Annotated in this window: 15 protein-coding genes; 1 reads left to right on the top strand and 14 read right to left on the bottom strand. The window is 70.5% G+C overall.

Annotated features, from left to right (window positions below):
* Nucleotides 1-853: 2-oxo acid dehydrogenase subunit E2 (locus tag AAC134_RS10150; protein ID WP_339948969.1), on the top strand; the 853-nt coding region annotated here is incomplete at its 5' end.
* A gap of 86 nt (nt 854-939) precedes the next feature.
* Here the strand turns inward: AAC134_RS10150 and cysE are convergent.
* The 14 genes from cysE to AAC134_RS10080 form a co-directional block, all read right to left on the bottom strand.
* Complete coding sequence (gene cysE / locus AAC134_RS10145) at nt 940-1,743, bottom strand: serine O-acetyltransferase (RefSeq protein WP_339948968.1); 804 nt, start codon at nt 1,741-1,743, stop codon at nt 940-942.
* A 129-nt stretch (nt 1,744-1,872) separates the two neighbouring features.
* A complete protein-coding gene (locus AAC134_RS10140) occupies nt 1,873-2,571 on the bottom strand; it encodes a DUF2793 domain-containing protein (RefSeq protein WP_339948967.1) in 699 nt (232 codons plus the stop codon).
* The gene (locus AAC134_RS10135) at nt 2,564-6,514 is read right to left on the bottom strand and encodes a glycoside hydrolase/phage tail family protein (protein ID WP_339948966.1); all 3,951 of its coding nucleotides are present in this window, start codon (nt 6,512-6,514) and stop codon (nt 2,564-2,566) included. The genes AAC134_RS10140 and AAC134_RS10135 overlap by 8 nt, the downstream gene beginning before the upstream one ends.
* Nucleotides 6,515-6,517: 3 nt before the next feature.
* Nucleotides 6,518-6,961, bottom strand: coding sequence for an NlpC/P60 family protein (locus AAC134_RS10130; protein WP_339948965.1), 444 nt, complete (start codon nt 6,959-6,961; stop codon nt 6,518-6,520).
* Nucleotides 6,954-7,847 carry a DUF2163 domain-containing protein gene (locus AAC134_RS10125; protein WP_339948964.1) on the bottom strand — a complete coding sequence of 298 codons (894 nt, stop codon included), beginning with the start codon at nt 7,845-7,847 and terminating at the stop codon, nt 6,954-6,956. The genes AAC134_RS10130 and AAC134_RS10125 overlap by 8 nt, the downstream gene beginning before the upstream one ends.
* A complete protein-coding gene (locus AAC134_RS10120) occupies nt 7,847-8,479 on the bottom strand; it encodes a DUF2460 domain-containing protein (protein WP_339948963.1) in 633 nt (210 codons plus the stop codon). The genes AAC134_RS10125 and AAC134_RS10120 overlap by 1 nt, the downstream gene beginning before the upstream one ends.
* Nucleotides 8,480-8,519: 40 nt before the next feature.
* Nucleotides 8,520-9,182, bottom strand: coding sequence for a phage tail tape measure protein (locus tag AAC134_RS10115; RefSeq protein WP_339948962.1), 663 nt, complete (start codon nt 9,180-9,182; stop codon nt 8,520-8,522).
* A complete protein-coding gene (locus AAC134_RS10110; protein WP_339948961.1) occupies nt 9,179-9,376 on the bottom strand; it encodes a rcc01693 family protein in 198 nt (65 codons plus the stop codon). The genes AAC134_RS10115 and AAC134_RS10110 overlap by 4 nt, the downstream gene beginning before the upstream one ends.
* 3 nt (nt 9,377-9,379) lie before the next feature.
* Nucleotides 9,380-9,703, bottom strand: coding sequence for a GTA-gp10 family protein (locus AAC134_RS10105; protein WP_339948960.1), 324 nt, complete (start codon nt 9,701-9,703; stop codon nt 9,380-9,382).
* Nucleotide 9,704: 1 nt separating this feature from the next.
* Nucleotides 9,705-10,112, bottom strand: coding sequence for a phage major tail protein, TP901-1 family (locus AAC134_RS10100; RefSeq protein WP_339948959.1), 408 nt, complete (start codon nt 10,110-10,112; stop codon nt 9,705-9,707).
* 21 nt (nt 10,113-10,133) lie between these two features.
* Nucleotides 10,134-10,550: a DUF3168 domain-containing protein gene (locus AAC134_RS10095; protein ID WP_339948958.1), complete on the bottom strand. Its 417-nt coding sequence runs from the start codon at nt 10,548-10,550 to the stop codon at nt 10,134-10,136.
* Complete coding sequence (locus AAC134_RS10090) at nt 10,547-10,900, bottom strand: head-tail adaptor protein (protein ID WP_339948957.1); 354 nt, start codon at nt 10,898-10,900, stop codon at nt 10,547-10,549. The genes AAC134_RS10095 and AAC134_RS10090 overlap by 4 nt, the downstream gene beginning before the upstream one ends.
* Nucleotides 10,897-11,472 (bottom strand): head-tail connector protein, encoded by a 576-nt coding sequence (locus AAC134_RS10085; protein ID WP_339948956.1) that lies wholly within the window; start codon nt 11,470-11,472, stop codon nt 10,897-10,899. The genes AAC134_RS10090 and AAC134_RS10085 overlap by 4 nt, the downstream gene beginning before the upstream one ends.
* Nucleotides 11,473-11,484: 12 nt before the next feature.
* Nucleotides 11,485-11,775: a hypothetical protein gene (locus tag AAC134_RS10080; protein WP_339948955.1), complete on the bottom strand. Its 291-nt coding sequence runs from the start codon at nt 11,773-11,775 to the stop codon at nt 11,485-11,487.
* Between the last annotated feature and the right edge of the window lie 194 nt (nt 11,776-11,969).

Genomic DNA, 11,969 nt, shown 5'->3' with positions numbered 1-11,969 from the left:
CTCCGGCCCCAAGGGTCGCATCGTGAAGGCCGACGTCGAGAGCGCCAAGCCTCAGGCCGAGGCCCCCGCCGCTAAGGCGCAGGACAAGGCCCCCGAGGCCGCCCCCGTCGCCAAGGCAGAACCGGCCAGCGCGGACGCGGTCAAGAAGCTCTACACGGACGTGGAGTTCGAGGAGGTCAAGCTCGACGGGATGCGCCGGACCATCGCCGCGCGCCTGACCGAGGCGAAGTCGACGATCCCGCATTTCTACCTGCGGCGCGACATTCATCTCGATGCGCTGATGGCCTTCCGGGCGGAGCTGAACGGCGCGCTGGAAAAGCGCGGCGTGAAGCTCTCGGTCAACGACTTCGTCATCAAGGCCTGCGCGGCGGCGTTGATCCAGGTGCCCGACTGCAACGCGGTCTGGGCCGGCGACCGGATCCTGAAGTTCTCGCGCGCCGACGTGGCGGTGGCCGTGGCGATCGAGGGCGGGCTGATCACGCCGGTCCTGCGCTCGGCCGACTCGAAGTCGCTCTCGGCCCTGTCGGGGGAGATGAAGACGCTCGCCGGCAAGGCCCGCGACCGCAAGCTGCAGCCGCAGGAGTACCAGGGCGGCAGCTTCGCGATCTCGAACCTCGGCATGTACGGGATCGAGAACTTCGACGCGGTGATCAATCCGCCCCATGGCTCGATCCTGGCGGTCGGCGCGGGGGTGAAGAAACCGGTCGTGGACGCCGACGGAGAGATCAAGGTGGCCACGGTGATGTCGGTGACCCTCTCGGTCGACCACCGGGTGATCGACGGCGCGCTGGGGGCGCAGTTCCTCGAGGCGGTGAAGGCCGGCCTGGAAAACCCGATGGCCCTTCTCGCCTGAAGCGCAGGCCCGGAAACGAAAAAAAGGCGCGGAGGCCGAAGCCTCCGCGCCTTTTCCGTTCCCGCTCGGCGAAGCGCCGGGGGGGCTTACATGAGCTGGTCCATGCTGAGCGAGGGCTGATCGCACCCTGCGTCGCCCACGACCTTGGCCGGCACGCCGGCGACGGTCTTGCAGGGCGGCACGTCCTTGAGCACCACCGACCCGGCGGCGATCCGGCTGCAATGCCCGATCGAGATGTTGCCCAGGATCTTGGCGCCCGCGCCGATCAGCACGCCATGGCCGACCTTGGGATGCCGGTCGCCGTCCTCCTTGCCCGTGCCGCCCAGCGTCACGCCGTGCAGCAGCGAGCAGTTGTCGCCCAGCACCGCCGTCTCGCCGATCACCACCGAATGCCCGTGGTCGATCATGATCCCGCGGCCCACCCGGGCGTTGGGATGGATATCGATGGCAAACACCTCCGAGGCGCGCATCTGGATGAACAGCGCCAGGTCCCGGCGACCGTTCTCCCACAGCCAGTGCGCGATCCGGTAGCTCTGGATCGCGAGGTAGCCCTTGAAGAACAACAGCGGCTGGACATAGCGGTGGCAGGCGGGATCGCGCTCATATACCGCGACCACGTCCGCCCGCGCCGCCGCGCCGATCGACTTGTCCTGCCGGATCACGTCGCGCGCGACATCCTGCAGGATCAGCGCGGACAGGTCCGGCGCGGCCAGCTTCTGGGCGATCCGGTAGCTCAGCGCATCCTCGAACCGATCGTGGTGGAGCACGGTGGCGTGGACGAGACTGCCGATCAGCGGCTCGTCCTCTACCATCTCCCTGGCCTCGTCGCGGATGCGGGACCAGACCGGGTCCAGCTTCGCGGGGGCGTCTTCCTTCGGGGCCACGGACATGGCGGTCCTCCCTCGGGGCCGCGCGCGGACTGCGCGCCTTGGGGGAAGATCGTTGCCCGATCCGGCGTTTCAAGCCAAGGCGTCATGACCAATTGTGAAGAGATTGGTCACGTGCCCGTCGCCTCGCCGTCACGCCGGAGGAGGAGAGAACGTCAGCCGGTGAACGTTGAACTTCACCCTTCCGCCGGTGAAGTTTCCGCCCTGTGGGGTCAGCCGCAGCCCGATGCTCGCGCTGTAGGCCAGCGGCGCGCCCACAACCGAGACGATGCCCGCCCCAGCCCCGGTCGCCAGCCCCGAGCCATATCGCGTGTCGGCCTCGCTCACCCCCAGCGACCACCCGCTGACGCCGGTAATCGCCTGCTGCACCCGCGCCGTCACACCCAGCACCAGGGAGCCAGCCGGGATCTTGCCGGTGGTCACCTGCGCGCCGCCGGCGGCCAGCTGGTGCTCGAACTCCACCACCGTGATCGCCCCCGACGGCGCGGCCGGCAGCGTCAGGCTGGACCACACCCCCGCGGCATAGACGACGTCGGCGCCCTCGTCCTCGACGAAGGCGCGCCAGCCGGCCAGCGGAACGACGAAGTCCCAGCCGCCATTCACGACGATCGCGATCTGCGTGGCGCGCCCCGCCCAGGAGCCCGACGCGCCGACCGGCACGATGTAGCGGTGGCCCTCCAGCGGCGAGGATGGGGGCGTCGCCAGAGTCCGGCTGCGCACAGCGAGCATCACCAGGTGGTCGAGACGGGTCAGCGCCTCGTTGACGGTGATGTGCTTGCGCGCCTGGCCGTCGGCCAGCAGCGGCAGGTCGAGGTTGGCGGTCTCAGCCATCGAACGTCACCTTCCCAAAATGGCCGGCGCCCACGGCGGCCGACAACTGCGCGATCTCGAAGGTCGCGGCCCCGGGCACCCCGTCGGCCGCCTGCATGGCGGTCGTGTAGGTGAACTCCGGCGAACTCACCTGCGTCTGCCGCACTACGGTCCCGCTGGTTGCGCGCACCCGAACCCGGTAGGCTTCGCTTTCCTCGAACAACGGGGTCTCCCCGGCGGGCCAGATGTCAGTGTCGAGCCGCCCTCGCCGCATCCACGCCACCGACACGTCGCCGCCCGGCTGTCGCATGGCAGAGATGTGCACCGGCGCGAATGGCTTCAGGGCCGATCCGGTCCAGGTCCAGGTCGCATGAGCGAAACTGTCCGAGCCGAGATCGTCGGAGGCCGGACCGATGCGGTAGTGCCGCGTCAGGTCCAGCCCCTCGAGGCCGAGGTCCACCCCGATCAGCCGCGGGTTCAGCATGACCATCACCGCGCCCGCCGGTGTCGGCGAGCCGATCACCGTCTCGGTGCCGGCAACGCCGCGCAGGAAGCCCGACAACTCGTAGATCCCCGGCGACACCAGCACCGCCTCGCGGAACTGCAGAACCTCCCAACCGCCCAGCGGAGAGCTGAGCGCGGCGAGGTTGGCGCCGTTCAGCACCGCCAGCCGATCGGCGCTCGACAGCGTGCCGGAGATCATCTGCACCTGCACCTTGTTGCCCCGCGTCCAGCGCCAGGGCTGGGCGGAGGGCAGCGGTCCGAGCAGCTTGGCCACCGTCGAGGGCCGGGTCGTCGCGCCCGCCGGAACGTAGTCGTCGTCGCGGTCGGAGGCATAGAGCCCCACAGTCCCCGGCCACGGCGTTGACCAGACCGCGGCGAAGCCGTTGTCCTGATCGCCGCCGAAGATCGCCCAGGGCACGTCCATCAGTCGATAGCCCGGCACGCCGGCGCCGGGACGATCGTCCAGCGGCGCCTCGGGGTCCGCGCCGACGGGCCGCGCGCCCGGCTGGTAGACCGAGGGCTCGATCCGCGTGGCCTCGACCAGCCGCGTCAGGCCTTCCACGACCCGGTCGACACGGTATTCGGGACTGCCCTCCGCGCCCAGCCGGACCACATCGCCCGGCTCCAGCGTCAGGCGAGTCCCCGCGAGGGCGAAGCTGACGGTCTCGCGGGCCACCGTGCTTTCGCGCGCCCAGCGGTCGGCGATCTCGATCGCCCGCCCCCGCGTCATTGCGATCGGCAGTTCCGAGCCTTCGACGCCCACGGCGGCGCCGTCCGGATTGATCACCTCCGCCGCGCCCGCCTGGTAGGAGGCTTCGGTCCGCAGATAGCCGACCCGCACCTCCCTCAGCGCCGCGTTGTTGGGCGCCCTTACCCGCTCGATGTCCCGAGCCGGACCGGCGCCGTCCTCCACCACCTCGGAAGGGTCTAGCTCGGTCGCTTTCTGCATGCCCCGCATCACGAAGCGCAGCGTTCCCGCGCTCTCGTAGGCATCGAACCCGTAGGCGATCATCAGCGCCTGCAGCGCCGCTCTCGGCGACTGCGTGGCCTGCTGAACGAAGCCGTCCATCAGCGCATGCAGGCCCGTGACGTCGATGTCGGTCAGCCCGGCCTCGGCGCAGATTTCGGCCACCACCCGGTCCAGCGAGGCCGAAGCCACACGCCCGTTCAGCCAGTGCCCGTACTCGTAGTTCGTCCCGTCCGACCACAAATCCGGACGCGAGGGGAAGGCCGGCCACGGCCGCGCGTCCCAGGTCCAGACGTGCACATTCGAGAGGTCGAGCATGTGCCCCATGTAGCGAGGCGACCAGGGGTTGTTCGCGGTCTTCCCCCAGTGCAGCTGCATCGCCTGGATCATTCGCCGCTGGATCAGGTCGTCCCGCAGACCCGAGGAGAAGTGCGGCAGCCCGTTCTCCGAGCTCTTCGGGTCGACGAAGACGTTGGGCTGGTTGCTTCCCTTGTCGACGGCGCCGCAGCCGATCTCGGTCAGCCACACGGGCTTCGACTTCGGCCTCCACGCGGTGCGGTCCGACTGGGGCGTCCCGCCGATCCGGTCAAAGTGCAAGTTGGACCACCAGTTGTGGATGTCCTTGGCCCGCCAGATCCACGGCTCGCCATACCAGTCTTCGATCGGCGAACGGACCTGGTTCCGCCGATCCTCATCGGAGGCGTAGTACCAGTCGTAGTTCTCCCCCGCTTCAAACCGCGAGGCGAGGTAGTCCAGGTCATAGATCGTGGGCGCGATCTCGGCGTCCAGGTGGTCGAAGCCGTCGCGCCAGTCGGTCAGCGGCGCGTAGTAGTCGATGCCCACGAAATCGATGTCGCGGTCGCTCCACAGCGGATCGAGGTGAAAGATCCGGTCGCCGCTCCCGTCGCCGGGATTGTGACCGAAGTACTCCGACCAGTCGGCCGCATAGCCGATCTTCGTCCCGCTCCCCAGCACCGTGCGCACGTCGCTCGTCAGGGTCTTCAGCCGGTCGACCGCCGGATAGACGGTCCGGGCCGAGCGCACCTGCGTCAGGCTGCGCATCTCGGAGCCGATGCAGAACGCGTCGACGCCCCCGGCGAGCGCGCAAAGATGGGCATAGTGCAGGACGAAGTGGCGATAGCGATGCCCCCCGCCGCCCGAGAACAGCACCGTGTCGCCGGAGGGCGCGAAGTCTCCTGCCTGCGCGTCGCCGAAGAAGTCGTCGACCTCGGTCTCCGCGGCTGCCGTCTGATCCGGAGAGCCCGGCTGCCCCGCCGCCGGCATCTGCGTGATGCGGCCGCGCCAGGGGTAAGCCGCCTGCTCGCCCCCGCCCCAGGGATCGGGCTTGCCGTTGCCCGGCGCCACGTCCATCAGGATGAAGGGGTAGAACAGCACCCGCAGCCCGCGCTGCTTCAGCTCGCGGATGTATCGCACCACCGATCCGTCCGAGGGCGTGCCTCCGTAGATCGGCCGTCCCTCTCCGTCACGCCCGACAAGGTAAGCGTCGGCGCGCGTCTCGCCGCTCACGGTCCACACATGCGGCGCCGTGACCTTGTCGGAATACTCCACGCCCGGCCGCACCTGGCAGCTTGCGCAGCGCAGGTCGTCGCCGAACCAGCTGACGACGAGCGAGACGCTCTCCAGCTCCGGCAGTTCATCCAGAAGCTGATCCAGCGCCACCACCGCATCGGTCCTGTCGGACCAGGCGTTCAGGTTCAGGAACTTCTCCTGCCCCTCGCCCAGGATCTCGCGAACCGGCTCGGTCTCCAGCACGAACTCGCCCGAGCCGGGGATCATGGTCACGCCCTTGACGACCTTGTGGATGCGCAGCTCGCCCTCCTCGCCGACCTCGACATTGGCGGGCGACTTCGGGCGACGGAACACCTCGACGCTGATCTGCGGGACGCGGTTGCCGAACTGCCCGACAGGCACGTCCTCGAACACCATGTAGGCGAGGCCGCGATACGCCGGCGTGTTCCCCTCGCCCTCCACCGCCTCGATCGCGGGATCGGGGCCCTGCCCCTGCGTCCCGCGATGCAGGCGCCAGTTGAGAGCGTCGATGCTGATCTGGCGGCCGTCGGCCCAGATGCGGCCGATGCGGGTGATCGGCCCTTCGCAGAGCGCGACGGCAAAGCTGATGGTGTAGGAGTATTCGGTGACGGTCGTGCCGCCCCCGCCGCCGCCCTTGCCGCCGTGCTCCTCGCGGTTCACGTGCTCCTTGAAGCGGGTCGACCAGATCACCTGGCCGGCCACCCGCATGCGGCCATAGACGCGCGAGATCGGCGCGCCCTCGTTGGCCGCCTGCACCCGCAGGGTCGAGGCGCGTCCCCGCTCCACCGCGCGGCCGCCGCCGCCCAGGATCTTCTGGTCGATCAGTCCGCCGACGACCGCGCCCGCGGCCTGCCCCAGCGCAACCGCGCTGACACCGGCGATGCCGCCTCCGATGGCGCCGCCAGCGGCGGCGCCCGCGGCGGCCAGAACCAAAGTCGCCATGGATCACTCCGGAAAGCTGAAGGCCGCCGCGATGCGCCGCCGCCAGGAAAGTCCGAGGGACGAACCCACGACCCCGCGCCCCGAGTAGGCGTGGATCATGCGGGGCTCGTCCCCCCCGGTTTCGACCAGGATGCCCAGGTGCTTGGCCGGCCCCTGCGTGCGCATGCGGAACAGCAGAACGTCGCCGGGCCCGGCCTGAGCGACCGGGATCGCGCGCATCAGCCGCCGACAGGCGTCGAAGAGGCGCTCCTCCCGGCTCGCCTCCATCCAGTCGGGCGAGTAGGCGGGCGGCGTCTCTGGCTCCTCGCCGAGCACCTCGCGCCAGACGCCGCGCACCAGACCCAGGCAGTCGGCGCCCGCGCCCTTGGCGCTCGCCTGGTGGCGATAGGGCGTGCCCAGCCAACCCTGCGCCGCGGCGACGATCGCCGCCCGCCGCGCGTCAGCCATGGAACAGCGAGCCTCCGTCGTGCACCTCGTCCGAACGCGGATAGGCCGTCGTCCAATCCTCGCCCGGCATCAGCGGAAACCCCCGGAAGTTGAGGAAGTTGGCGAACTTCGCCTTGCAGGTCGACGCGGTCTTGTTGCACCCCGCGACCAGCCGGAACCCGTCCCCCGCCTGGATCGGCGCGGCCGGCGTGTTCCACAGGTCCACCACCATAAGCCCCGACTGCGCATAGAAGCGTCGGATCGCGACCACGCGCCCCTCGTTCGCGCCCGAGGTCCACTCGACCTTGCCATGGTCGAACCAGCCCGCCGGGCTCTCCGCCGCATTCCCCTCGACCGAGAAGCGCCGCGCATCCTGCAAACTCAGCACCTCGCCGGCCTTGCGAAAGGCGCCGTCCAGCTCGACCCCGCAACGCGCATCCCCGACCTCAGCGTCGCAAGACCTTTGGAACACCCGCCCGATCGGCCGGTTCAGCGCCTCCGACCGGCCGAGGATCTCCAGCTCGAACGCCAGATCGCCCCGCCGGATCTCGCCCACCACGCCGACCGACAGCTTCGCGCGCTCGTCGGTGTCGGCGAAGTTCACCACCCAGCGCGTCACCTCGGCGCCGTCATAGAGGCCCAGCAGGATGTCCTCCTCCCGGATCGCCTCGGACCGCAGCGCGCCCATCGTTTCCTGGTTGTCGACCGCAAGCCCCAGCGAGCTCTCGGCCTGCGTGCCCTCGAACCCGGTCTCCGGCTCGAAGTCCACGCCCCCGAACCGCAGCGGCAGGTCGTGGTCGGTGAAGCCCAGCTCGACCCCGTCGGTCCGCTTGACCACCCAGCACCGGCAGAGGGTCGTCGTCTCCTCCGCGAGGTGCTTTGCAAGATCCTCGTCCAGCGCGCGCATCAGACCCGCACCTCGACCACGGGGATCGAGGGGATCTCGCCCGCCTCGAGGGCGGTCAGGCTCCACACGATCCGGTCGGTGTCAAAGCGCGCCGGCACATCGAACTCGAAGCCCGCGGTGATCGCCTGACCCGCAGCGGGCGGAACCACGAAACTGACCTCCCCGGTCGCGTCGGCGACCACGAAGTCGGCGGCCAGCACCTGCTCGACCCCGTCCACGGCGACCTTCGTGGTCCCCGTCACAGGTTTGTGGATGGTGCGAACATAGGGGTTCGCCGCAGCTTCGTAGCGCTTGATCAACTGGAACACCGTCGTGCTCCCGTCGCCGGTCCCGATCAGCTGGTCGCCAGCCGACGGCGTCTCCGAGGGCCCGCAGGACTTGAAGTCCAGCCAGTCCTTCCATCGGAAGGCGTGCAACTGCCCGCGACGCGCCTCAAAGAAGGCCACCACCTCCTGCAGGGCGTCGAGGCTCGAGACCCCGACGCCCGCGTCGTAGCTGCGCCGGGACTCGGCCCAGTTCGTGTTGCGCTTCTCGAAGCCGTTCGCCAGCGTCACGATCTCGGTGCGCCGCATCGGCCCGCCGGTCGAGCCGACCGACAGCGCATCTGGAAACCTCACCTCGTGAAAGGCCATCTCCGCCTCCTGTCTGCACGCCCGGCCATCCTGGCCCGCGTCACCCGTTGCGCATCCCCAGCCTCACGGCCCGGGCCACCTGCGAGGCGACCTGGCTGCGGGACTTGTCGAATCCCGCCACGTTCGGTGTGGACACGTTGACCGTCACGTTGACCGAGCGGCCGCCCCCGCCGCCCGCAGCCACCCCCAGGCGACCGTCGGCGCCGCGCTGCAGGGGCAGGATCGCCTCGGGACCTGCCTCGCCCATCAGCCCGGTCCCGCCCCGCATCCCGAACAGCGTCGGCCCCTCGACCACGCCGCCCCCCGCAAAGGCCCTCAGCCGCCCGCCGGAGAACGCGCCCCCCGCCGCGAACGGCGCGACACCCCCCAGCAGGCCCGATATTCCCGACGTGAGCGCAGAGCTCAGCGCCCCGTGCACCGGCCGGATCGCCGCATCGAAGGTCCGCCCGGCCAGGTCCGACCCCAGCCGCCGCATCACGTCCGAGGCGCCCGCGCCCCCCGTGATCATCCGATCGAAGGCCGAGCGAAGCGACCCCGAGATCGCCCCGGCCAGCCCCTGCGCCTCGCGCGAGGTCTCGTGCATCTCGCCGCGCAGACGGGCCATTTCCTCGGCTACGCCCTGGGCCAGGCCCTGGGCCTCCTCGCCCGCCGCGCCGAACTCGCGCAGCGCGCCGGAGAGATCGCCGTCGGTGTAGTCGCTCATCCGTTCGCCTCCTGCGTCACGTCAGGGAACCGCGCCCTCAGCCGTTCGAGCTCCGCGCGCCCCATCGGAGCGCCCCCTTCGCCCAGAAAGGGCTCCGAGGCCGCCAGGAACTCGCGCGGGGTCATCTCCCAGAAGTCCCGCGGCGTCAGCCGCAGGACCCCCAGGCCGAAGCGCATCATCGCCGGCCAGTCCATGGGTCACCCGCCCCCGCCCAGGGGGGCGAAGGTGGCGGCCAGCAGGCGTGCCGCCGCCCGCGCCGCTTCACCAGCGCCCCCCTCGAAGCTCATCTGCGCCACCTGGGCGTCCGAAACCGCGAGGCCGCCGCCCCGCAGTCCCGCACCCAGCAGCGCCACCAGGTCCGCCGCGCCGAACTCGCCCCCTTCGAAGCGGGCGACCAGCCCTGGCAGACCCTTCGCGTCCAGCCGCGTCTCCAGCTCCGCCAACGCGCCCAGCGTCAGCCGCATCGCGCGCGCCTCGCCCTCGACGACGACCTCCGCCTCTCCCCGCGCCGGATTGGCCATCTCAGACCGCCGCGAAGCTCAGCGCGCCGGACGATGCCAGCGAGATCTCGTACACCGCCTCGCCGTCGTGCGGCCCGGAGTACTCGAGCGCCGTGATCTGGAAGCGCCCCTCGAGCGTCCCGAAGTCCGGAACCACCACCTGAAACTCCGGCGCCGTGCCGTCGAAAAACGCCTGGCGCAGCGTCGCGTCGGTCGCCTCGTCCAGGAACACGCCCGAGCCCGAGATCGAGGCCGAGCGCAGCCCGGCCCCGGCCAGCAGCTCCCGCCACCGCCCCGCCGAACCGATATGCGTGACGTCCACCGTCTGCGCATTGAAGGCGATGCGCGTGGCGCGAAGCCCCGCAACCGTCACATAGCCGTTTCCGGTATCCACCTTCAGCAGCAGATCCTTGCCACTCTGAGCTGCCATTTCTCGCGCCCTCTCTTGAGTTTAAGTCTCGATCCTGAAGCGAAAGCGCAGCTCGATGGCGCGCCCGCCCGTCCGCTCGCGTCGTGCGCGCGCGCCTCGGAAATCCGCCGTGGCGACCCGACCCTGCGACAGCGTCGGCAACGGCCCGAGCAGCGCCGCGCTCACCGCCTCCGCCGCGACCTTGGCCGCCGCGAAGCCTTCGTCAGAGCCGTGAACCGTGACCTCGAAGTCATGGATCGCACCGGACAATCCCTGCGCCGACCAGTTGGCGACCCGCTCGTCGCCAATCGTCACGAAGACCCCCGCCGAGGCATCCGGAGCTTCCGCATGGGGCGCCGCGTCGTAGATCCGGTCGCCCACCAGCGTCGCCAGCGGAGCCGAGTCGGTCAGCGCGGCATAGATCGCCTCCTGCAATGCGAAGGACGCGCGATAACTCATTGCATCGCCTCCTCTTCCGCCCAGCAAGCGAGAAACCGGCCCCGCGGATCCGCCTCAGCCACGTCGGTGATCCGGAACAGCCGGTCACCCTCGCGGAACCGCTGATCGGCCCGCGGCCGCAGATCCGAGCCGACCGGAACCGAGCGAACCAGGATCCGCCAGCGAACCCGGGATCGCTCCCGCCCCCGCTCTTCGCCCTCGGCGGCCGAGCGCGCCTCCAACGAGGCCCAGAAGCTTGTTACCCGCGACCAGGAACGGCCCCAGCCGCCGGCCCCATCCGGGCTGCGGACCTCCTCCTCCAGCGCCAGCTTGCGGTTCAGCAGCGGCGCGAAGGGCTGATGGGGCCTCACAGCCGGATCTCCCGGTGGCGGGCGACCAGCGCCTCGACCCCGTAAGGTGTCTCGCGCACCGGATCCGCCGAGATCTGGCGCTGCTCGTAGTACTGCGCCGCCAGCAGCATCACGGCCTGGCGCAGATCGGCCGGAACCGCGTTCCAGTCCTCGCCGTAGCCGGCGGTCAGCTCGACCTCGATCCGCCCGTCGGTCGGAACCGCAGGCAGCGCCCGTCCCCGGGCGCCGGCCAGCCGCGGTCGATGCGCCGAGGGGATCAGCCGGTAGGTCGAGGGATCGGCCGTCTGCCATCCGCCCTCGGCGTCCAGCAGCGTGACTGCGTTGATCCACGACACGGGCGCCACCGGCATCGGCGCCTCGAACGCGTCGCGCCAGCGCGTCACGGTCCAGGTGAACTTGCGCGCGATCAACGCCTTGCCGGTCATTCCTTCCACGACCGCCCCGGCCGCGCGGGCGTAGAGATCGAGCGCCCCCCGCTCATGGACCTCCATGCCCTCGGGCAGCCGAAGGTGGGCCGCCAGCTCCGCCAGGGGGATCGGCGCCCAGGGGGCCGGCTCTAGTTCGCTCAGCATTCTCGATCCTCCTCAGCCGGCCGTCACGCGGACCAGGACGCCGCGGGTCAGCACCCGCGCCTCGCTGGTGCGCACGCGGTTGGCGACGTGGTAGAGGTGCCCGGGCCGCCCGCCCGTCAGCACCGCAGTCGCCGTCGCCCCGGCCTGCGTCGAGGACGCGACCGCCAGCGCCAGCGCGTCCATCTCGTCGGGAACGACGGTCCAGCCCAGGTCCTCGATCACCGTCTCGCCGGGCGCGAGATCGGCATAAAGCACGGCGAAGGGCCGCTCCTCGGCCGGCGCCTTGGTCACGTATTCGGTCATGGTCCCGCCCTCAGCGCAGGCTCGCACGCCTTCTCAGGCGCGCCTGCGACCCATCTGAATTCATTGAAAAAGCGACGCCTCCGCGCAGGCCCGATCACGTGGGGAAGCAGGACGCGGGCGTATCACGCGAAGGCGTCTGGCCGGCCCCGCAGGGCCCGACCTCCGCGGCCCGGGTCAGGAAACCGGGCCGCGGA

The organism is uncultured Albimonas sp. (assembly GCF_963977235.1).
GTDB lineage: Bacteria > Pseudomonadota > Alphaproteobacteria > Rhodobacterales > Rhodobacteraceae > Albimonas.
This window is presented reverse-complemented; position numbering and strand designations above follow the sequence as displayed.

Coding starts and splice junctions, on each gene's coding strand:
- AAC134_RS10085 (WP_339948956.1), bottom strand. CDS start 11,472: ATGCTGAGCGAACTAGAGCCGGCCCCCTGGGCGCCGATCCCCCTGGCG.
- AAC134_RS10080 (WP_339948955.1), bottom strand. CDS start 11,775: ATGACCGAATACGTGACCAAGGCGCCGGCCGAGGAGCGGCCCTTCGCC.
- AAC134_RS10135 (WP_339948966.1), bottom strand. CDS start 6,514: ATGGCGACTTTGGTTCTGGCCGCCGCGGGCGCCGCCGCTGGCGGCGCC.
- AAC134_RS10110 (WP_339948961.1), bottom strand. CDS start 9,376: ATGGACTGGCCGGCGATGATGCGCTTCGGCCTGGGGGTCCTGCGGCTG.
- AAC134_RS10130 (WP_339948965.1), bottom strand. CDS start 6,961: ATGGCTGACGCGCGGCGGGCGGCGATCGTCGCCGCGGCGCAGGGTTGG.
- AAC134_RS10120 (WP_339948963.1), bottom strand. CDS start 8,479: ATGGCCTTTCACGAGGTGAGGTTTCCAGATGCGCTGTCGGTCGGCTCG.
- AAC134_RS10140 (WP_339948967.1), bottom strand. CDS start 2,571: ATGGCTGAGACCGCCAACCTCGACCTGCCGCTGCTGGCCGACGGCCAG.
- AAC134_RS10125 (WP_339948964.1), bottom strand. CDS start 7,847: ATGCGCGCGCTGGACGAGGATCTTGCAAAGCACCTCGCGGAGGAGACG.
- AAC134_RS10105 (WP_339948960.1), bottom strand. CDS start 9,703: ATGGCCAATCCGGCGCGGGGAGAGGCGGAGGTCGTCGTCGAGGGCGAG.
- AAC134_RS10095 (WP_339948958.1), bottom strand. CDS start 10,550: ATGAGTTATCGCGCGTCCTTCGCATTGCAGGAGGCGATCTATGCCGCG.
- cysE (WP_339948968.1), bottom strand. CDS start 1,743: ATGTCCGTGGCCCCGAAGGAAGACGCCCCCGCGAAGCTGGACCCGGTC.
- AAC134_RS10115 (WP_339948962.1), bottom strand. CDS start 9,182: ATGAGCGACTACACCGACGGCGATCTCTCCGGCGCGCTGCGCGAGTTC.
- AAC134_RS10100 (WP_339948959.1), bottom strand. CDS start 10,112: ATGGCAGCTCAGAGTGGCAAGGATCTGCTGCTGAAGGTGGATACCGGA.